Consider the following 19,484-nt stretch of genomic DNA (forward strand, 5'->3'; position numbering starts at 1 on the left):
TCGCTGAAGAAAGGAAAATCCTTCCATTCCGCGCCGTCTCAGTAGAAATTCAGGTATGTCGGGTCCATAGCGACCATGAGACCGTACTGCAAAAGGCAAGGGACTTCCCGCAAAATTGGTGGAATGCCGCTTCAGCAACTTGTGAAACAAACACTCAAAAACTATTTACGAACTGGGAAATGTTTGTCTATGTGCACACCGGCACGTGGCACGGGACAGCAGGCACAGAAATGCTGACGAAAAAAGGCAAATACGGACTGAAGGCTTTGGTCGATCTCGCGCGACTCGGTCCGGGCGAAACTGCGTTCGTCTCCGAAATTGCAACTCGCAACAATATTCCGAAAAAATTCCTCGACACCATCCTGCTGGAACTGCGCAACACCGGCATCCTGCGGTCGAAGAAAGGCCCCAACGGCGGCTATTCGTTGTCGAAGCCGTCCGAGGATATCATGATTGGGCAGGTGATCCGGGCGCTGGATGGTCCGCTCGCGCCCATCCGCTGTGCGAGTCGAACAGCTTTCGAAACCTGCGACGACTGTCAGGATCCTGAAACCTGTCAGGTGCGCGTCTCGATGACCGAAGTCCGCGACGCGATCGCCTTGATTCTCGACAACATGTCGCTATCCGAGTTCGTCGCCAAGGAAAATGGAGTGGCGGAGACGTTTGTAGCCGGCGAGTGAGCCTGTAATCACCTGCCCACATAAAACACGACGACAATGCGACAGCGTTTGCAGAGGAGGTCGTTGCCCGGAAAGAGCGGGCAACAGAACGTTTGACGGTCAGAGCACCACGATGATCATCGCCACGAAGACGATAGAGGCGACCAAAGCGACCCTGCCAAGAAAACCATGCAGGCCCCAGCGTTTCTCTGCCTCCGTGTGGCTGACGCTCTTGGGGGGATATCCAACATAAGCCATGGTCGCCTCACAGGACCGGGAAGTAACCGAGGCCCCAGAAGGCCCGATCGGCAGCCTGGCGCTGATCATCTTCCAGGCCTGTTTGATCGTCGCCCGTGCGGCTCACGACCAGAGTACGATCATCGCCGCGAGAGACCTCGTCGGCTTGGGCGCGACGGAATGCTTCGAAGAAATCAAACGAAAACAGGTTGAAGCCAATGGGCATGTCATGTGCCTCCTTCTTCGCGGTTGCAGACACAGTTTTGCCGTAATCCCCGCTCCAGTCAACACAATCTACCAAATTACTATTCTATATTCTCGGGACTTTCAGCAAATTCCGTTTCGGTGTGCACATCTTCACAACATCCGGTGCCCGGTAAAAGATCCGGCTACTCAAAAGAAAACAGCGTCCACCTTGGGCCATCGGCTTGTCGGCCCCTGTTCAACGAAATACCCGCATCAGGAGGCCCGATGCGGGTATTGTCATTGGCACTGCGAAGATATCAGCGCGGCTTGTAGATCTGGTCGAAGATGCCGCCGTCGCCGAAGTGTTCAGGCTGTGCCTTGGCCCAGCCGCCAAACAGCGGATCGTCGATCGAAACCAGCTTGGTATCCGGAAGCTGCTTGAGGAGCTCCGGCTTTACCAATTCCGGCTTTGAAGGCCGGTAGAAGTGCTTGGCGGCGAGGTTCTGGCCCTCCTCGGAATAGAGATAGGCGAGATAGGCCTCGGCCTGCTTGCGCGTGCCCTTCGCGTCGACATTGGCGTCGACGACCGTCACCGGCGGTTCGGCGAGAATGGAAATGGGCGGAACCACGATATCAAAAGAATCGGGGCCGAATTCCTGACCGGCGAGATAGGCTTCGTTTTCCCAGGCAAGCAGGACGTCGCCGATCTGGCGCTGCGCAAAACTCGTCAGTGCACCCCGTGCGCCTGTATCGAGAACCGGCGCCCGCTTGTAGAGTTCACCGATATAGGCCTTGATCTTCTCCTGATCGCCGCCGAACTCCTCATTGGCCCAGGCCCATGCAGCAAGGTAGTTCCACCGCGCACCGCCCGAGGTCTTCGGGTTCGGCGTCACGATCTGGACGTCACCTTTCACCAGGTCGCCCCAGTTCTTGATGCCCTTTGGATTGCCCTTGCGAACCAGGAAGACGATGGTCGAGGTATAGGGCGAGGAATTGTTCTCCAGGCGGCCACGCCAGTCGGGCTTGATCTTGCCGGTCTCCTTGACGATGGCGTTGATGTCGCCTTCGAGAGCCAGCGTCACCACGTCGGCATCAAGGCCATCGATCACAGCACGCGCCTGCTTGCCGGAGCCGCCATGCGACTGCTGCACGCTGATATCCTCACCGGTCTCTGCCTTCCAGTGCTTGGCAAAGGCCGCGTTGTACTCCTTGTAGAATTCGCGCGTCGGATCATAGGACACATTGAGCAGGGTCGTCTGGGCAAAAGTCGACGTGGCGCCGGAAAGCGTCAGAGCAAGACCGAGCGCGGCCACGAGGCTCTTGGATATGAGAGACATCAGTTCCTCCGTAGTTGGACGAGAGAAAGCCTACCGATTGAATAGACTTAGTCAATTGCCCGTCGAAGAAAGGGAAAACTGGTTTCTTTTCAGCTTTTAGCTTAGCACGATCTCGGGAAACTACAGGCCCGCTCAGCCGACCGATCTACGGACATGTTGATCCGTGGAAAACCATTTCTCTCCTTTGCAGCAATCAACCGCGTTGCCGGTAAAGTTTAAAGGCCCAGAACAACCAGACACGGTCGAAGGCACCGGGTGCTGAATACCGGAGCATCGAGACAAGCAGGGGGAAATGCCACAAACGTACCCTGCGGCATCATAATGCCACGGAGCGAGGGAAGGGACGCGGATCTGTCAGGGAGGAGCCGCTCGGTTGTGACGAGGATTGAATAACGGCCGATACTCAAATCGGCATGGCACACCCGCCTCCACCGTACAGGGATGGAGACGGGCGGCGTTTCGGCTTGGGAGGAATCTTCAGGCAGTCGGTTGCTTGGTCTTGCGCAGGTAAGGCAGAACCGTATCGAAGGACCCGAAGCGCGTCAGTGCATCTTCGTTCGATACGGCGGCCGTGATGATCACGTCATCCCCCTGCTTCCAGTTCGCCGGCGTTGCTACCTGATGCTTCGCGGTCAACTGAATCGAATCAATCGTGCGCAGGATCTCATCGAAGTTACGACCTGTGGTCATGGGATAGGTCAGGATCAGCTTGATCTTCTTGTCCGGCCCGATCACGTAGACCGACCGCACCGTTGCATTGTCGGCCGGGGTGCGACCTTCCGAGCTGTCGCCTGCATCTTCCGGCAGCATGTCGTAGAGCTTCGCCACCTTCAGCTCCTTGTCGCCAATCAACGGGTAGTCAACCTCAAAGCCGGTGGCGACCTTGATGTCCTGCTTCCATTTGGAATGGCTCTCTACCGGATCCACAGAGATCCCGATGACCTTGACGTTGCGCTTGGCAAACTCGTGGGCGAGACCGGCCATGGCACCCAACTCCGTGGTGCAGACAGGCGTGAAATTCTTCGGATGCGAGAAGAGAACAGCCCAGCTGTCGCCGATCCAGTCGTGAAACGTGATGGCGCCTTGGGTCGTCTCCGCAGTGAAGTCAGGGGCAGTCTGGTTGATACGCAAGGTCATGGAAAATCCTCCTGAGGTTGGCGACAGTCAAACCCAAAATCCGCAACCAAGGAAGCGTGTCCATATCAATTCCTCACCCCGAACCGATGGATCTTTGCGGCAAAGGGGTGTCCGAGAGTTGAATTTTCCATCTGGGTCGAATGTGCAAAGGCAACCCGATAGGGAGCACTGCGATAAGCAAATGGCGGCCCATGACAAGGCCGCCATTTGAGAAGAATGGACGGGAGTTCTGGGCACTCCTCGTTGATAGAGGATCGCTCAGACCTAGGCGGTCACGGCGTCTGCTTGTGCATCCGTACGGTCCTCGGCCGAGGGACGCTTGACCCGGAACCAGACAACATAGAGCGCTGGCAGGAAGAGCAGCGTCAGCACCGTGCCGACGATGATGCCGCCCATCATGGCATAGGCCATCGGCCCCCAGAATATCTCGCGGGAGATTGGAATAAGTGCCAAGCTGGCGGCCGCAGCCGTCAGCATGATCGGCCGCATCCGGTGCTCGGTCGCCTCCTGGACAGCTTCCCAGGCGTGTCTTCCCGCTTTTCTAAGCGTATCGATCTGCACCACGAGAATGACCGAGTTGCGGATCAGGATCCCGATCAGAGCCAGCACGCCAAGGATCGCCACGAAGCCGAGAGGCGCACCACTGGGCAGCAAAGCGGCCACCACACCGATCAGTCCGAGCGGCGCCACGATGAAGACCATGAACAGACGCTGGAAGCTCTGCAACTGGAACATCAGGATGGTCGTCATCGTCAGCAGCATCAGCGGCACGACGGCCACGATCGGCGCCTGGCTCTTGGCGCTGCTTTCAACAGAGCCGCCCGCTTCCACCGTATACCCATCAGGCAGCTTCGCGCTGAAGGCCGCAATCGAGGGCTTCAGCGCCTGATCGATGGTGGCCGGCTGGGTCTCATCGAGGATTGCCGCTTTCAGCGTAATCGTCGCCATACGGTCGCGCCGCCAGACGATCGGCTGCTCGAGCTCGTAATGAAAGTTGGCGATGGCGGCGAGTGGGACGCCCTCGCCATTGCTGCCGGGTAATTGCAGATTACGAAGCGTTTCAATCGATTCCCGCTCAGCTTTCGGCGCTCGTCCGACGACATCGACAAGATAGATGCTGTCGCGGATCTGCGTGATGGTCGACCCACCCGTGAGGTTGTTGAGCGCCGAGGCTATGTCGGAGGAGCTGACACCGAGTTGACGGGCCTTGTCCTGCAGCAGATCCACCTTTACGACGCGCGCAGGTTCATTCCAGTCAGAGACGATCCGGCCGAGGCGCGAATCTCTGCCGATAACCGTACTCAGTTCCGATGCGAGAGTACGAACCTTCTGCGGATCGGGCCCTGAGACACGATACTGGATCGGTCGACCGACGGGCGGTCCGAGTTCCATCTTTTTGATGAAGACGTCGGTCCCCGGATATTCAACGACAGCCGCCTTGGTCAGGGCGTCGATCAGCCGGTCGCGCGCTTCCACGTCCTTGGCGACAATGACCATTTCGCCGAAGTTATTGGAGTTAGGCTGCACGTCGAAGGAGAGCACGAAGCGCTTGGCACCTTGGCCCACATAGGACGTCCAGTGCACAATATCTTCATTGCCTACCAGATGCGCCTGTTCGAACGCGTCCATCTCGGCCTTGGTCTGCGCCAGCGTGTAATTCTGCCGCGCCGTCCAGTCGACGATGAGTTCCGGCCTGTCGGATGACGGGAAGAACTGCTGCTGGACGAAACCCATGCCATAGATCGAGGCTGCGAACATCGCCATTGTCGCAAGAATTGTGAGCTTCGGCCAGCTCATGCAGGTCTGCAACAGCCCACCGAAGACACGCGTGACGATCCCCTTGTGCTCGCCATGCTTCTTCATCGTCTTCGGCAGGATTAACACGCCGAGCAAGGGCGCGAAAAGGACGGCGACAATCCAGGACACGATCAGTGAGACGCCGATGACGACAAAGAGGGTGAAGGTAAATTCACCAGCCGCGCTGTCATTGAGCCCGACGGGGATGAAGCTTGCGACCGTCACCAGCGTACCGGTCAACATGGGGAATGCCGTGGAGGTCCAAACCGCCGTTGCCGCCTTGGTGAGAGGCTCACCCTCCTCGAGCTTGGACACCATCATCTCGATCGCGATCATGGCGTCGTCCACGAGCAGACCCAGCGCGATGATCAGCGCGCCAAGCGAGATGCGCTGCAGCGAGATGCCCAGATATTCCATGAAGACGAAGGTGATGGCGAGAACGAGCGGAATGGAGACAGCCACCACCAGGCCCGCACGCATGCCAAGACTGATGAAGCTGACGGCCAGCACGATCACGATGGCTTCGAACAGCGCCTTGGTGAACCCGCCAACGGCCTCATCGACAACGACAGCCTGATCGGCAACATGATGCACGCCGATACCGACGGGCAAATCGGCTATGACCTTGTCCATCTTCTCCGTCAGTGCTTCACCGAAATGCAGGAGGTTAGCGCCTGCCTTCATTCCGATCGCAAGTCCTATGGCCGGCTGCCCGTTCACGCGGAACAGTGGCTGCTGCGGATCGGAGTAACCCCGTGTAATGGTCGCTACGTCGCTCAGACGGAAGAAGCGGTCGTTCACCCGCAAATTGATGTTGCGCAAGGCATCGTCGGAAGCGAATTGTCCGGAGACACGCAGATTGATGGTTTCGGCACCCGTGCGGAGCGTGCCGGAGGCGACGACTGCGTTCTGGTTTTGAAGGGTTTCGAGGATCTGCTGCTGCGTGATCCCGAGGGCTGCCATCTGCTTGGTCGACAGATCAAGATACACGACCTCGTCCTGCGCCCCGATCAGGTCGACCTTGCCGACATTCGGGACGGCGAGGATCTGCTGGCGGGCCGTCTCAAGATAATCGCGCAATTGCCGCTGCGTCAGCCCGTCGGCGGTGAACGCATAAATGTTGCCGTAGACATCGCCGAAGCTGTCGATGAAGGCCGGCCCCTGGACACCTGAGGGGAGATCCGACTTGATGTCGTTGATCATGTTGCGGACCTTCACCCAGGTCGGCTTCACATCCGCAGCCTTGGTGTTTTCCCGCAGATTGACATAGATCGTCGTCTGGCCCGGCGTGTTGAGGCTCTTGGTATAGTCGAGCGATTCCAGTTCCTGCAGCTTCTTTTCGATCCGGTCAGTAACCTGACTGGTCATTTCGTCAACCGACGCACCCGGCCAGGAGGCCTGGATCAGCATGGTCTTGATGCTGAAGTCGGGGTCCTCTTCACGGCCCAGATTGATGTAGGACAAGACGCCCGCCACCATCGACAGGATCATGAAGTACCAGACGAGCGACTTGTGCTGCAGCGCCCATTCCGAAAGGTTGAATGACTTGATCATAGCGAGGTCTCGTTCGAAATGCGGATGGGCTGGTTGTCGGTGAGCGAATTGACGCCAGCCGAGACGATGCGGTCTCCGCGGCTAATTCCGCTGATGATGTCGAACCCGCCGCCGGAAGATGGCTTCACCTCGACATTCCGCTTGGAGACGATGTGCTTGTCTCCGTCGATAACCCAGACGAATGGTTTATCCGAAGCACCACCGACAGCGCTCTGCGGCAGCCACAGATGATCATCCGTCCCCGCAATGGGCGATGCGGACACGGTACTTCCAAGGCGATAGCTCTCGGGCGGCGAATCGAGCGCGATCTTCGTCCGACGGCTGCGGGTTGCAGCATCGGCCTGTGGCGCGGTCTCGCGTACCGTCCCGCGCACCTTCTGTGTCGGATTCGCCTGTAGCGTGATCTCGAACGGGGTACCGATCGTCGTCAGCGCGTCGTAACGGTCCGGAATATCGACGACAGCATCGCGCGCCTCCAGCTGTGCGACCGTCACCACGGTCGTTCCGGCCGAAACCACCTGCCCGACTTCCGCCGAGACCGCCGACACGACACCATCGGTATCGGCGGTCAGCGTGGCATAACTGAGTTGTTCGCGCACCTTGTCGAGGCTCGCCTGCAGTTGCACAACGGTGGCTTCTGCGGCTTCGCGGGACTGAACGGCCTCGTCCAACTGCTCGCGCGTGCTGGCATTCGACGCCACCAGCGTCTTCTGCCTCTGTTCGTTGACCCGTGCGAGGTCGAGTTTCGCGACAGCAGACGCCAGATCCGCATCCGCTTGCTTGACGCTCAGCTGCAAGGCGGTGGAATCGAGGTTTGCCAGAACCTGACCCTTCTTCACGAGATCACCGACATTGACGTGACGCGCGGTGATGCGGCCGAGAACCTGGAAGCCGAGATCCGCGCTGAACTTCGCTTCGACCGTTCCCGTAAATCCAGCGATCACAGCTGCGCGTGGTTCGGCCACGACAAAAAGAACAGGGCGAACGGGTGCCTCCACCTCTGGCGCCTCCTCTGAACACGAGGAGAGAAACGCAGCAATCAGCATGAGCGGGAGAATGATGGGAGCTCTCATTGAGCCGCTCCTTTCGAAATGGCGACTTTCTGTTGCTCTCTCAGAAACTGGCCGCCGTCGACGACAACGAGTTCACCGGGTTCGATACCGGATGCGAGGACGACCCGGTCGGCGTCGTAACGCTCGACCTGAACCGGCTTGAGTGTCGTCGTAAGAGCATCCTTATCAACGACCCAAACGGCAGATTTACCCTCCTTTGAGAACATGGACTGCCACGGAATGGAAATGCGATCCTGCTGCGCCATCACCACATCGGCAACGATGGCCGCACCGAGCGTCATCTCGGGCGGCGGGTTGTCGATCGAGAGTTTGACGCGAATCGTTCCGAGCGAGCGATCGAGGGTAGGACTGATTTCGCGAACCTTCGCCGGCACCGAAATCTCCGGCCGCGACAGCAGGCTCACCGTCAGGGAAATCGGATTGGCGCCGGTGCTCAAGGCGTTTTCCTGCACATTGAACACCGCATCGCGAGCGCCGTCATGGGCAAGCGTAAACACGGTGCTGGAAGCCTGAACCACCTGCCCCACTTCCACGTCACGTGCGGTAATAGTGCCGTCTGCATCCGCCTTCAGCTCTGTCTGCTCCAGAGCTTCCTGCGAAGTCTCAAGGGCAGCCTTGGCGGCATCCAGATCCTTTTGCGCCGAAAGGAATTCCTGCTGAGCGCTGTCGACTTCCTGCTGCGAAAGTGCGCCCGTCTGAATGAGCGTCTTGCGACGGTTCAAGACAGAACTGGATTTGCGCAAGGTCGCTTCCTGAGCGGCAACGCCAGCTTTGGCGGATTCGATGTCTGCCAACTGCTCCGTCGGATCCAGAGTTGCAAGCACCTGCCCCGCCTTGACCCGGTCTCCGACACCGACACGACGCTCGATGACCCGACCGCTGACCTTGAAAGATAGGTCGCTCTGGACCCTGGCCTTGATTTCTCCGGTTCCGGCGGCACGTATCACATCATGGTCGACCTTGGCGACTTCGACTGTCACCAAGGGAACCTCGGCTTCGGCTTTCTTCGACGAATCCTCGCAGGACGAGAGCGTCAGCATGGAAAGGGTCGCAAGCAGCGACACCTTCCATAGTCTGCCAGGGTGGCGCAGGCCTTTGGGTGGATTGAGCATAGGGGTTTCCGAGTGAAGTGGCAGATGGGTGGACTTTTATTCATCAACCATTGAATATATGTCGGATTATTGGGCTAAAGTCAATTCGGAGGAAATTTCCAGATGACACCAGCGGAGCGACATCGCGGACGCCCCAAAAAAGGCGATGAACATGATACCGAGAGCCTGCTTGAAGCAGCATTGGCGAGCTTCGCCGAGCACGGTTTCGACAAGACGCCGCTACGCCTGATTGCAGCAAGGGCGGGAGTGGACGTCGCCCTCATCTCTTACCGCTACGGCTCCAAGTTTGGGCTTTGGAAAGCCGTCGTGACCTCTGTTGCCGAAGAATCGCTTCTGCAGACCGAGGACTTTCTGCGTCATGCAGAAACGCTGCCGGTCGACCAGCGACTGCAGTTTATCTGCACCAGACTGGTCGACACCATCTTCCAGCGCCCCGCCTTCTCGAAGGTTCTGCTTTCTGAAACAATATCTAATATAAGCGCGGAACGTAAAGAACTGATTAGTGGTACACTCATGAAGCCGATGCACGACCTGATCATGTCATCCTTGCGCGACATGAATTTGATCCAAGATCTGGAGCAGCAACCGGACCCTGGTCTTTCACTGACAGTCGCAATTGCATCCGCAGGCCTCGTGTCTTCGACCGGTAGCTTTGCAACCCTGTTTACCAACATTGGGGATGACAGGCAGAGACTGGAGGAAGATCTCGCGAGATTGCTCTGTCGGATCTTGAGACAAAGCTGAACCGATAAACCCTGGCGTTTTACCAATAGGTGAAAGGCCGTCAGCCCTCCTAATGAAAATATGTGGTAACGTTTCCACATTGGGAGTTGACGGCAACGAGGCGGTGCACTAGCCTTTATGAAAACGTTACCACATCGGGAGGAAATCGATGAAACTCGCGCGGCTCAACCGCCTCTTCGGCACGTCTGGAAACTGCTTCGACGTCGCCATCGACCACGGCATGTTCAACGAGCGCACCTTTCTCGCGGGCATCGAGAACATGCGCACCGCGATCGACGTCATCGCCGCAGCCGCCCCGGATGCGATCCAGCTCCCGCCGGGCACAGCCCCCATGTTGCAGTCGATCCCCGGGAAGGCACGCCCAGCCCTCGTGCTGCGCACCGACATCGCCAACATCTACGGCAATCCGCTTCCAAGCGCCTTGTTCTCCGAGATCATTGACCGCCCTGTCGAACAGGCGATCGCGCTCGATGCCGCATGCGTCGTCGTCAACCTGCTGATGCTGCCGAACCAGCCGGAGGTCTACCGGGCCTGCGTGCGCAACGTGAACAGCCTGAAGCGCGAATGCGAGATCTACGGCATGCCGCTAATGGTCGAGCCGCTGGTCATGCAGGACAATTCCAAGGGCGCCTACATGGTGGACGGCGCGATCGACAAGATCCTGCCGCTGGTACGCCAAGCCGCAGAACTCGGTGCCGACATCATCAAGGCCGACCCATGCGACGACGTGACGGAATATCACCGCGTGATCGAGATTGCCCAAGGCCTGCCGGTACTCGTGCGCGGCGGTGGCAGGGTCTCCGACCAGGAAATCCTCTCGCGCACCAAGGTGCTGATGGAGCAGGGCGCTCGCGGCATCGTCTATGGCCGCAACGTCATCCAGCACGCCAATCCGGGCGGCATGACCCGTGCGTTGATGGCCATCGTTCATGACGGCGCAACCGCCGATGAGGCGTCCAGCCACCTCGTCTGAGGCAGCGTGACGGGAGGAGGAAAGCTATGAAGACATTTCGTTTCGGCGTCATCGGCTGCGGCCTGATGGGACGCGAGTTTGCCAGCGCCGCCGCGCGCTGGATGCATCTGACGGACGCCAAGGCCCGGCCGGAGATCGTCGCCGTCTGCGACACCAATCCTGACCTGATGGGGTGGTTTCAGACCCACGTCCCATCAGTAGCTCAGGCCACAACCGACTACCGCGAACTGCTGGCCAATCCGGATGTGGACGCCATCTACTGCGCAGTCCCCCATGTCCTGCATGCGGAGTTCTACACGGACATTCTGAAGGCCGGAAAACACCTGCTGGGCGAAAAGCCCTTCGGCATGGACCGGGAGCAGAACCGGGCGATCGTGGCTGAACTCGCCGAGCATCCGGAACTCATCGTCCGCTGCTCGTCGGAGATGCCCTACTTCCCCGGTGCCCAGAAAGTTATCGCGATGGCGGCAAGCGGCGAGATGGGTGAGATTCTCGAAGTCGAAGCCGGGTTCCTGCATTCCTCGGACATCGATCCCATGAAGCCGATCAACTGGAAGCGGATGGAGCACATCAACGGCGCCTATGGCTGCATGGGCGACCTCGGCATGCATGTCCTCCATGTCCCTCTGCGGCTTGGATGGTTCCCGGACACCCTGCACGCCAATCTCGTGAAGCGGGTGACCGAACGGCCTGATGGCAAGGGCAACACGGTGCCCTGCACCACCTGGGACAATGCAACGATCAGCAGCCGCGTGCGCACCGCGGGCCAGGATTTTCCGCTGATCCTCAAGACCTGGCGCATCGCCCCCGGCGAATCCAACACCTGGTACATCCGCATCCTTGGCATGAAGAAGAGTGCCTTCTTCTCGACCAAGCAGCCGCGCCAGTGGCAGTGGATGGATTACCAGGGCAGCACCCAGTCCTGGAACACCGAGGACCTCGGCTACGGCTCCGTCTTCCCTGCTATCACCGGCAAGATCTTCGAATTCGGTTTCGCCGATGCAATCCAGCAGATGTGGGCAGCCTTCGTCGACGAACTGGCCGGCGGCACCGCAAACGGCTTCCCCTGCGCCAGCCCGGCTGAAGCTGCCGCCCACCACGCCGTGCTGACGGCAGCCCTTCAGTCCGGTCTCGAAAACCGCGTCGTCACCGTCGACTACGATTGAGGCGCGGCGATGAAACGCTCTGAAATCAATGAGGCCATACGCTTCGCCATCGGAATGCTCGAGACTTGGCGTTGGTCGCTGCCTGCCTGGGGCCAGTGGACATCCGCAGACCTCGCGGCCAATCCCGAGGCGGCACAGTATCTGCGCAGTCGCCAGCTCGGCTGGGACGTGACCGACTTCGGCTCCGGCCGCTTCGCGGAGCAAGGCCTTGTGCTCTTCTGTCTGCGCAACGGCATTCTGGGCGTGGACGGCGAACGGACTTATGCAGAAAAGCTGCTCTTCATTGAGGAGGGCCAGCTGACACCCGCCCATTTGCACAAGGCCAAGCAGGAAGACATCATCAACCGCGCCGGTGGTGATCTCGTCATCGAATTCTGTGCGGCCGACGCAGCGGATAAGACAACCGCCTGCGACGTGACCGTCCTCGTTGACGGGATTGAACACCGACTCGGCACCTGGGAACCGCTGATCCTGCATCCGGGCCAGAGCGTCACCATACCCACCGGTCTTTATCACCGCTTCTATGGTGCCATGGGAACCGGTCCCGTTCTGGTCGGCGAAGTGAGCCAGGTCAACGACGACCGGACGGACAACTACTTCCTGGAACCGATCGGTCGCTTCGCCGATATCGAGGAGGACGAACCGCCCCTAAGGCCCCTCTGGAACGAGGGGAGCGTCTGATGAGAGCCAGGGAGGAGGTTTGCAACGGACGGGATGAACATGAGCGCGGCGGCATCGTCTGCGTCGGCAACTTCATCGTGGATCGCATCCACACGCTGTCCTATTGGCCTGAACAGGGAAGCCTCGCCCATATCCTGCATCAGGACATGGGAGTCGGCGGCGGCGCAGCCAATGTGATCACCGATCTCGCCTCGCTGGGGTTCCCCGGTCGCTTGGCGGTAGCCGGTGCACTTGGCGATGATCGTGACGGCGACTATGTCCGTGATCGTCACGCGGCCCTCGGAATCGACGTCGAAGGTCTGCGCACACTCCCGGGGCACGCAACCGCTCATACCCATGTGATGAACGTGCCGGGCCAGAGCCGCACCTTCTTCTATCACGGCGGCTCCAACGATCTTTTGACCGACAGCGCTATCGATGCGAAAGCCTATGCCGAAAGCGGACACAAGATCTTCTATCTCGGCTACCTGATGCTCCTACCGGCGCTTGACCGGAAGGATGAGCGCGGCTCATCCGGCGCCGCCCGCTTGCTGAAAGCCGCGCGCGATGCCGGTCTCACAACCTGCGTCGACTTCGTCTCCAGCGAGGATCCCGCCTTTGCCGAACAGGTGGCCGTTGCCCTGCCGCAGTGCGACTACGTGATCGTCAACGAGACCGAGGCAGGACGCGCAACCGGAATAGCGGTTCGCGACAAGACGGGCGCGCTCCTGATGTCAGCGTTGGAAACGGCGGGGCAGAAGCTTCTGGACGGCGGCGTCGCCAGGGGCGTTGTCATCCATGCACCAGAGCTCTCCATCTGGTTCACACCCGGAACAGCGCCCGTCAAAACGCCGGCCTACCCCGTCGATCCCTCGGCAATCGTAAGCCCCGTCGGCGCAGGTGACGCTTTCTGTGCGGCAGTGCTCTACGGCCTGCACGAAGGCTGGCCGATCGACACCATTTCCGCTGTCGCCCATCGCGCAGCGGTCCATTGTCTCGGTGGCGCGACGGCCACCGATGGCATCCCCGACATGTCGGTCCTGCTCGCCGAAATCGGCGACAGCGGTCCGGCAGCCGGATAGCAGCCCGATCCCGGCGAGGAGGCCGTGATCACCAATCGAAACCCTAGGGAGGAAAGACCATGAAGAAGATCATTATCGCAGCCACGCTCGGCCTCGCAGCCAGCACCGGCATCGCCACAGCCGAAGACAAGCCCGTCATCGCAAGCATCGTCTTTCAGGGCGATCAGTTCATGAAGTCGCTGCAGGCCGGCATGCGCGACGCCGGTGAGAAGGCCGGCGCGGAAGTGCTGGAAATCAACATCGACGGCGACCAGGCCAAGGAAAGCCAGGCGATCGACACCTATATCGCCCGCAAGGTCAGCGCGATCGTGATCGCTCCCGTTTCCGCGAAAAATTCGGCAGCGGCCCTGAAGCGCGCCCGCGATGCCGGTATCGTCGTCGTCGCCGTCAATGGCGGCCTCACCGAAGCCGGCATTGCCCAGGCAACCTTCTCAACCTCGAACAAGGACCTTGGCGCCACCACCGGCAAGGCGGCCGCGAGCTTCATCAAGGAAACCCTCGGAGGCAAGGCCAAGGTCGCGATCCTCGGCTTCAAGTCGCTTCTGCCGGAACAGAGCGGCGAGCGCACAGAAGGCTTCAAGGAAGCAGCAGCAGAAGGCAACAGCATCGATGTTGTCACCGAACAGGACGCCTGGCTCCCGGAAAAGGCCGTTTCGGTCGCAACCGACATCCTGACGGCCAATGCCGACGTCAACGTCATCTATGCGGCCAATGAAGGCGGCACGATCGGCGCGATGCAGGCCGTCCGCAATGCCGGCAAGGCAGGCTCCGTCTACGTCTTCGGCATCGACGGCTCGGAACAGCTGGCCAAGGGCCTGCTCTCGTCCGACAACGTGCTCCAGGCCGTGACCGCCCAGTCGCCGTTCGACATGGGTGCAAGCGGTGTCAACGCAGCACTCGCCATCCTGAAGGGTGAAAAGGTTGCCGAGCAGACATCCGTCCCAACGCTGCTCCTGTCGCGCACCCAGCCGGATGCCGTCAAGGCTTTCGCCGAGTCGCTGAAGTAAGGCCGGCGGAGAGACCTCCATCCCGCTGGAACCGGGTGCAGAGCACGGCCAAGCTCTGCACCTCCCTATCCCGGCTGTCCCTCGGATGCACGGAGCAACAATGGCAAACGCGCTCGAACTGCGGCACCTGACGAAACACTATGGGTCCGTCAAGGCCCTGAACGACTTCACCCATTCCTTCGCTAAGGGACAGGTGCACGCTCTGCTCGGCAAGAACGGCTCGGGCAAAAGCACCTTCATCAAGATGCTGGCCGGTGCGGTCCAGCCGACCTCGGGCGAAATGCTCGTCGACGGCCGCGCCTGCAGCTTCACCCACCCCTCGGATGCGCTGAAGGCGGGTATCGTCACGGTTTATCAGGAACTGAGCCTCGTGCCGCATCTCTCTGTGGCCGAGAACATCTATCTCGGTCGCCTGCCCCGGCACGCGAATACGCCCTTCATCGACTGGCCGGGCCTGCTACGCCAGGCAAAGGCACTGCTGGACGAAATGGGCGCCGGCGACATCGATCCGGCCCAACCTGTATCGAGCCTCTCGATCGGGCGCCAGCAACTCGTCGAAATCGTCAAGGCGATGTCTCTGAACCCGAGCATCCTGCAGCTCGACGAACCGACCTCGGCACTTGCCCAGGCAGAAGTGCAGCAGCTGTTCGGCCTCGTCCGTCGCCTTCGCGACCGGGGTGTGACCATCATATATATTTCTCATCGGCTCGCCGAACTCGGCGAAATCGCCGATACCGTCACGGCCCTGCGCGACGGTCACTTCACCGGCTCCTGTCCCATGGCAGACGCGACCCCTGCCGTCATCCTCCAGATGATGTTCGGCGACATCACCCCGGCAATACGGCCACCCCGCCCGATTGCTGCTGGAGAACCGATCTTGAGCGTTCGCAACCTGAGCATCGAGCCGATGCTCAAGAGCGTCAGCTTCGATCTGCACAAAGGCGAAGTCCTGGGCATTGCCGGCATGCTGGGGTCTGGCCGCACCGAATTGCTTCGTGCGATCTACGGCGCCGGGTCGGCCAACGGTGGCGAGATCAGGATCGACGGCAGACGCGTCGAAGACGTTTCGATCCAGACCATGAAACGCCTCGGTATCGGCTATACCTCGGAAGACCGCAAGGAGAGCGGGCTTGTCCAGATCCTTTCGATCCACGCCAATCTCTGCCTGGCCGCCATGCAACGCTTCAGCCACCGCGGCTTCGTTACCGAGGGACGGGAACGGCCCGCCGTCGAGCGACAGATCGGGGATCTTTCGATCAAGATCGGAAGCCCCATGCTGCCCGTCTCCAGCCTCTCCGGTGGCAATCAGCAAAAGGTCGTCGTCGGCAACTGGCTGAACAATGCGCCGCGCATCCTGCTCTTCGACGAGCCCGGTCGCGGCGTCGACGTCCAGGCCAAGCAACAGATCTACCAGATCATCTGGTCAAAGGCCCTCGAAGGCCTGTCCAGCATCGTCGTCTCCACCGAACTGGAGGACCTGGTCGAATGCTGCGACCGGATCCTGATCCTGCGCGATGGCCGTATCACCGAGGAATTCGTCAATGACGGCCTCGATCCCAAGACACTCTATGCCGCCTGCATGGCGCGGCAGACCAACCCATGAATTCGGAGAGGCCGATGACCCGCTCGGGCAACACCTTCGCGACCTTCGCACGACGCAATTCGATGCTGATCATCCTGATCGCACTCTACATCCTCGTCGCCTTCACCGCGCGCGGCTTCATGAGCATCGACAACCAGCTCAACATCCTGCGCACCATCGCAGTGCCCGGCATGATCGCCTTCGGCATGACGCTGCTGATCATCGTCGGCGAGATCGACCTTTCCGTCGGATCGATGGTCGCGGCCTCGGCCTGCGTGCTCGCCTGGTTGGTCAGCCTGATATCCGGAGGAGCCTTTGAACCCAGTGTCTGGCATGTGGTGGCAGCCGGCATTCTGACACTCGCCTTCGGCGCCTCCATCGGAATCTTCAATGGCTGGCTGCGCAACCGCTTCATGGTGCCGACCTTCATCTCCTCGCTCGCCATGATGGCGACGCTTGCCGGCCTCGCCAACCTGATCACCGACGGCACGCCGATCGAATCCTTCCCGTCCTGGTACTATTTCATCGGCAGCGGCCGCATCTTCCACATCCCCTTCCCGGTCTATCTGCTGCTACTCGCCTTTATCGTCACTCACGTGCTCGCCAACTACACGAGCTTCGGTCGCTCGGTTTATGCGATCGGCGGCAATGCAGAAGCGGCCCGCCTCTCGGGCCTCCATGTCAACCGCACCCGAACCTGGTGCCTCGTCATCACCAGCCTCTTCGCGGTGGCCGGCGGCATCGTCTATTCCTCGCTGCTCAACTCCGGCAATCCGACGATCGCCAAGGGCATGGAACTGGAGGTGATCTCGGCCGTCATCATCGGTGGCGTCAGCCTCTTCGGTGGCAAGGGATCGATCTGGGGCGCATTTGTCGGGGTGCTCTTTCTCGGCGTGCTGCTCAACGCCATGACCCTCTGGGGCTTCAATCCTTACGCCCAGCAGGTCGTCCGCGGCGTCCTGATCCTCGGTGCCGTCTTCATCAACCTGATCATTGATCGACCGGCAGCGTCCCATGGCTGAGGAAGAACACATCGAGCGCCTATCGATGCGCTGGGATCGTGGCGAGGCAACGCTACAGAGCCTGGGCGGCATGCTCGCGCCTGTCCGGTTCAAGCTCGATGACGGACGCTCCGTCTGCCCCTTCCATGTCGCACCATGGCACGACGAGGACATGTCCGACCAACCTGGCATCTTGCGCCGACTGCGCGGGGACTGGCCCTGCGTCCCCTTCGGCTCTCCGCCGGCGGCATCTTTGCCAACCCCTTGGCCCACCAAAACCACCCGCGCAGGCGACGGTGCCCTTTCGCACGACCGTCATCCTCACGGCTATGGCGCTAACCACCACTGGGATCTGGAAGCGCCCTCCGAAAATCGCATGTCGGCAACGATCCGCTACCCGGACGATCACCCGATTCAAACGCTGGAGAGACAGGTCGAGGGCGTGGCCGGCCGACCGGTGATCGACTGCAGCCTCACCATCACGCCGCGCCGGGACACCCGCCTGCCGATCGGCCTCCACCCGGTCTTTCGACTGCCAGAGCAGGAAGCCGGCGCCATTCTCGATGTCGGTCCACACGGCACGGTTTGGTCACATCCTCTGGACGAAGAGACGCCGAAATCTCTGGTCCAGCCAAACCGCCACTTCGAAAGTCTCGATGGACTATGGAGCAGGCAGGATCGGCCGCTGTCACTCACCCGCCTCCCCCTCTCAGAGCCTTCAGAGACCCTTTTGCTATTGACCGACATCTGCGGCCGGGCAGTCCTGACCAACCACGCGGAACGGTATCGGGTGACGCTTCAGTGGGACCCGCTGATCTTCCCAAGCCTGATGCTATGGATTTCAAATCGCGGCCGCACCCACCGCCCCTGGAATGGCCGACACTTGGCGCTCGGCATTGAACCCGTAAGAGCTGCCTTCGATCTAGGCACGCGCGTATCGGCCGATCCCAACCCGTTGCAGCGGGCAGGAGTCGAGACCTGCTACCCGTTTAAGGCAGGATCTCCCCTCACAACCCATTACCGGATCGGCGTTGAAGCCATCTGAGGGTCTCAACCCTGGCGACCGGCCGGAACCGGCCCCGTCGACTCCCGCTCGATCAAACGAACCGGCAACCGGACCCGACTGACGGGACGACGCTCCAGCCCCCGCTGCCGATCGACCAGACGTTCTTCGAGCTTTCTTGTGGCTTCGAGCCCAACCTCGCGAATGGGCTGCGCGACCGTCGTCAGCCGCGGCAGGACATAGCTTGCTTCCGGCAGATCATCGAAACCGATCACTGAGCAGTCGTCCGGGACGGTCCGGCCGATGTCGCGGGCCGCATGGATGGCGGCGACAGCGGCGATATCGGTGGTACCGATGATCGCGGTCACTTCGGGGCGTTTTTCCAGGATCATGCGCGCCAGCCCATAGGTGGCGACAAAACTGTGCTCCTCGCCGATAGCCTCGAATGCTGGCGGATAGCCAATCTCCTGCAGAACATCGCGAATACCGCTGAGACGCAGCTGGATCGGCTGACTGTGCCCCGGAGCGCCGACGACGGCGATATGCCGGTGCCCGAGACCCGCCAGATGCCGCGCCATGATGCGCCCCCCCTCGGCGTGATCGGCCATGAACACGTCGTCGGAGATCCCGACGAGCTCTCGGTCGATCGCAATAATCGGGATACCAGAATCGACCAGCGGCTGCAGGTGTGCCGTTCCACCATAGGCACTGGCGACGATGACTCCTTCGACGCGCTGCGCCCGGAGCATGGCGACGTAACGTGCTTCATGATCCTCGTTTTCGGCCGAGCTGCAGATCAGCGTATGATAGCCGCGCTCGAACAGTTCCCGCTCGATGGTGTTGGCCAGAATGCCGAAAAACGGTACGTCGATGGAGGGAAGCATGAGGCCGATCATCTGGCTTGCCTCGCCCCGCAGCATGCGCGCGCCCTTGCTCGGCGCATAGTTCAGGTCTTTGATCGCAGCCTCGACGCGCTGGCGCACATCCGGTGAGACATAGCCGCTATTGTTGAGGACACGCGAGACCGAAGAGACCGAGGTCTCAGCAACCTTGGCAATCGTCCGAATACTGGTTGTCACGCCCCGCCTTCCCGCATCGCTTCACAAGACACTGGAGTACGCACAATTCCCGCTCCAGACAAGTTGCACGAAAAGCATACAACACGGACTTCCGG

The 19,484-nt window shown here is 60.3% G+C and carries 18 protein-coding genes; 10 read left to right on the top strand and 8 right to left on the bottom strand.

The window, feature by feature from the left end:
- The first annotated feature begins 230 nt into the window (after window positions 1-230).
- Window positions 231-680, top strand: coding sequence for an RrF2 family transcriptional regulator (locus FJQ55_RS20950; protein WP_140831727.1), 450 nt, complete (start codon window positions 231-233; stop codon window positions 678-680).
- 99 nt (window positions 681-779) lie between these two features.
- Here the strand turns inward: FJQ55_RS20950 and FJQ55_RS23380 are convergent, their stop codons facing one another.
- The 7 genes from FJQ55_RS23380 to FJQ55_RS20980 all read right to left on the bottom strand — a co-directional run bounded on the left by FJQ55_RS23380 (window position 780) and on the right by FJQ55_RS20980 (window position 9,092).
- Complete coding sequence (locus tag FJQ55_RS23380) at window positions 780-917, bottom strand: hypothetical protein (RefSeq protein ID WP_161597017.1); 138 nt, start codon at window positions 915-917, stop codon at window positions 780-782.
- Between the two features lie 7 nt (window positions 918-924).
- Window positions 925-1,122, bottom strand: a complete 198-nt coding sequence (locus FJQ55_RS20955; protein ID WP_140831653.1) for a hypothetical protein — start codon at window positions 1,120-1,122, stop codon at window positions 925-927.
- Between the two features lie 277 nt (window positions 1,123-1,399).
- On the bottom strand, window positions 1,400-2,419 hold the full coding sequence (locus FJQ55_RS20960; RefSeq protein ID WP_140831655.1) for a sulfate ABC transporter substrate-binding protein: 1,020 nt from the start codon (window positions 2,417-2,419) through the stop codon (window positions 1,400-1,402).
- A 477-nt stretch (window positions 2,420-2,896) separates the two neighbouring features.
- Complete coding sequence (locus FJQ55_RS20965; protein WP_140831657.1) at window positions 2,897-3,556, bottom strand: peroxiredoxin; 660 nt, start codon at window positions 3,554-3,556, stop codon at window positions 2,897-2,899.
- A 264-nt stretch (window positions 3,557-3,820) separates the two neighbouring features.
- Window positions 3,821-6,904, bottom strand: a complete 3,084-nt coding sequence (locus FJQ55_RS20970) for an efflux RND transporter permease subunit (RefSeq protein ID WP_140831729.1) — start codon at window positions 6,902-6,904, stop codon at window positions 3,821-3,823.
- The gene (locus FJQ55_RS20975; RefSeq protein ID WP_140831659.1) at window positions 6,904-7,980 is read right to left on the bottom strand and encodes an efflux RND transporter periplasmic adaptor subunit; all 1,077 of its coding nucleotides are present in this window, start codon (window positions 7,978-7,980) and stop codon (window positions 6,904-6,906) included. Before FJQ55_RS20975 ends, FJQ55_RS20970 begins: the two co-directional genes overlap by 1 nt.
- Window positions 7,977-9,092: an efflux RND transporter periplasmic adaptor subunit gene (locus FJQ55_RS20980; protein ID WP_140831661.1), complete on the bottom strand. Its 1,116-nt coding sequence runs from the start codon at window positions 9,090-9,092 to the stop codon at window positions 7,977-7,979. Before FJQ55_RS20980 ends, FJQ55_RS20975 begins: the two co-directional genes overlap by 4 nt.
- 102 nt (window positions 9,093-9,194) lie before the next feature.
- Here FJQ55_RS20980 and FJQ55_RS20985 point away from each other — a divergent pair, with 102 nt between their 5' ends.
- From FJQ55_RS20985 to FJQ55_RS21025, 9 genes are all read left to right on the top strand, one after another.
- Complete coding sequence (locus FJQ55_RS20985) at window positions 9,195-9,836, top strand: TetR/AcrR family transcriptional regulator (protein ID WP_140831664.1); 642 nt, start codon at window positions 9,195-9,197, stop codon at window positions 9,834-9,836.
- Between the two features lie 148 nt (window positions 9,837-9,984).
- A complete protein-coding gene (locus tag FJQ55_RS20990; protein WP_140831666.1) occupies window positions 9,985-10,809 on the top strand; it encodes a class I fructose-bisphosphate aldolase in 825 nt (274 codons plus the stop codon).
- Window positions 10,810-10,835: 26 nt separating this feature from the next.
- Complete coding sequence (locus FJQ55_RS20995; protein ID WP_140831668.1) at window positions 10,836-11,975, top strand: Gfo/Idh/MocA family protein; 1,140 nt, start codon at window positions 10,836-10,838, stop codon at window positions 11,973-11,975.
- Window positions 11,976-11,984: 9 nt separating this feature from the next.
- Window positions 11,985-12,656 carry a D-lyxose/D-mannose family sugar isomerase gene (locus tag FJQ55_RS21000; protein WP_140831671.1) on the top strand — a complete coding sequence of 224 codons (672 nt, stop codon included), beginning with the start codon at window positions 11,985-11,987 and terminating at the stop codon, window positions 12,654-12,656.
- Window positions 12,656-13,717, top strand: coding sequence for a carbohydrate kinase family protein (locus FJQ55_RS21005; RefSeq protein ID WP_140831673.1), 1,062 nt, complete (start codon window positions 12,656-12,658; stop codon window positions 13,715-13,717). Before FJQ55_RS21000 ends, FJQ55_RS21005 begins: the two co-directional genes overlap by 1 nt.
- 59 nt (window positions 13,718-13,776) lie before the next feature.
- A complete protein-coding gene (locus FJQ55_RS21010; RefSeq protein WP_140831675.1) occupies window positions 13,777-14,724 on the top strand; it encodes a substrate-binding domain-containing protein in 948 nt (315 codons plus the stop codon).
- Between the two features lie 100 nt (window positions 14,725-14,824).
- Window positions 14,825-16,327: a sugar ABC transporter ATP-binding protein gene (locus FJQ55_RS21015; RefSeq protein WP_140831677.1), complete on the top strand. Its 1,503-nt coding sequence runs from the start codon at window positions 14,825-14,827 to the stop codon at window positions 16,325-16,327.
- A 14-nt stretch (window positions 16,328-16,341) separates the two neighbouring features.
- Window positions 16,342-17,328: an ABC transporter permease gene (locus FJQ55_RS21020; protein ID WP_161597018.1), complete on the top strand. Its 987-nt coding sequence runs from the start codon at window positions 16,342-16,344 to the stop codon at window positions 17,326-17,328.
- Window positions 17,321-18,352 (top strand): aldose epimerase family protein, encoded by a 1,032-nt coding sequence (locus tag FJQ55_RS21025; protein ID WP_140831681.1) that lies wholly within the window; start codon window positions 17,321-17,323, stop codon window positions 18,350-18,352. Before FJQ55_RS21020 ends, FJQ55_RS21025 begins: the two co-directional genes overlap by 8 nt.
- 5 nt (window positions 18,353-18,357) lie before the next feature.
- Here the strand turns inward: FJQ55_RS21025 and FJQ55_RS21030 are convergent, their stop codons facing one another.
- Entirely contained in the window at window positions 18,358-19,389 is a 1,032-nt protein-coding gene (locus FJQ55_RS21030; RefSeq protein WP_140831683.1) for a LacI family DNA-binding transcriptional regulator, read from the bottom strand.
- Between the last annotated feature and the right edge of the window lie 95 nt (window positions 19,390-19,484).

This window comes from Rhizobium glycinendophyticum (genome assembly GCF_006443685.1).
GTDB lineage: Bacteria > Pseudomonadota > Alphaproteobacteria > Rhizobiales > Rhizobiaceae > Allorhizobium > Allorhizobium glycinendophyticum.

Excerpts from the sequence above, each read along its gene's own strand:
- FJQ55_RS20950 (WP_140831727.1), top strand. The coding sequence starts at position 231 with ATGCTGACGAAAAAAGGCAAATACGGACTGAAGGCTTTGGTCGATCTC.
- FJQ55_RS23380 (WP_161597017.1), bottom strand. The coding sequence starts at position 917 with ATGGCTTATGTTGGATATCCCCCCAAGAGCGTCAGCCACACGGAGGCA.
- FJQ55_RS20955 (WP_140831653.1), bottom strand. The coding sequence starts at position 1,122 with ATGCCCATTGGCTTCAACCTGTTTTCGTTTGATTTCTTCGAAGCATTC.
- FJQ55_RS20960 (WP_140831655.1), bottom strand. The coding sequence starts at position 2,419 with ATGTCTCTCATATCCAAGAGCCTCGTGGCCGCGCTCGGTCTTGCTCTG.
- FJQ55_RS20965 (WP_140831657.1), bottom strand. The coding sequence starts at position 3,556 with ATGACCTTGCGTATCAACCAGACTGCCCCTGACTTCACTGCGGAGACG.
- FJQ55_RS20975 (WP_140831659.1), bottom strand. The coding sequence starts at position 7,980 with ATGAGAGCTCCCATCATTCTCCCGCTCATGCTGATTGCTGCGTTTCTC.
- FJQ55_RS20980 (WP_140831661.1), bottom strand. The coding sequence starts at position 9,092 with ATGCTCAATCCACCCAAAGGCCTGCGCCACCCTGGCAGACTATGGAAG.
- FJQ55_RS20985 (WP_140831664.1), top strand. The coding sequence starts at position 9,195 with ATGACACCAGCGGAGCGACATCGCGGACGCCCCAAAAAAGGCGATGAA.
- FJQ55_RS20990 (WP_140831666.1), top strand. The coding sequence starts at position 9,985 with ATGAAACTCGCGCGGCTCAACCGCCTCTTCGGCACGTCTGGAAACTGC.
- FJQ55_RS20995 (WP_140831668.1), top strand. The coding sequence starts at position 10,836 with ATGAAGACATTTCGTTTCGGCGTCATCGGCTGCGGCCTGATGGGACGC.
- FJQ55_RS21000 (WP_140831671.1), top strand. The coding sequence starts at position 11,985 with ATGAAACGCTCTGAAATCAATGAGGCCATACGCTTCGCCATCGGAATG.
- FJQ55_RS21005 (WP_140831673.1), top strand. The coding sequence starts at position 12,656 with ATGAGAGCCAGGGAGGAGGTTTGCAACGGACGGGATGAACATGAGCGC.
- FJQ55_RS21010 (WP_140831675.1), top strand. The coding sequence starts at position 13,777 with ATGAAGAAGATCATTATCGCAGCCACGCTCGGCCTCGCAGCCAGCACC.
- FJQ55_RS21015 (WP_140831677.1), top strand. The coding sequence starts at position 14,825 with ATGGCAAACGCGCTCGAACTGCGGCACCTGACGAAACACTATGGGTCC.
- FJQ55_RS21020 (WP_161597018.1), top strand. The coding sequence starts at position 16,342 with ATGACCCGCTCGGGCAACACCTTCGCGACCTTCGCACGACGCAATTCG.
- FJQ55_RS21025 (WP_140831681.1), top strand. The coding sequence starts at position 17,321 with ATGGCTGAGGAAGAACACATCGAGCGCCTATCGATGCGCTGGGATCGT.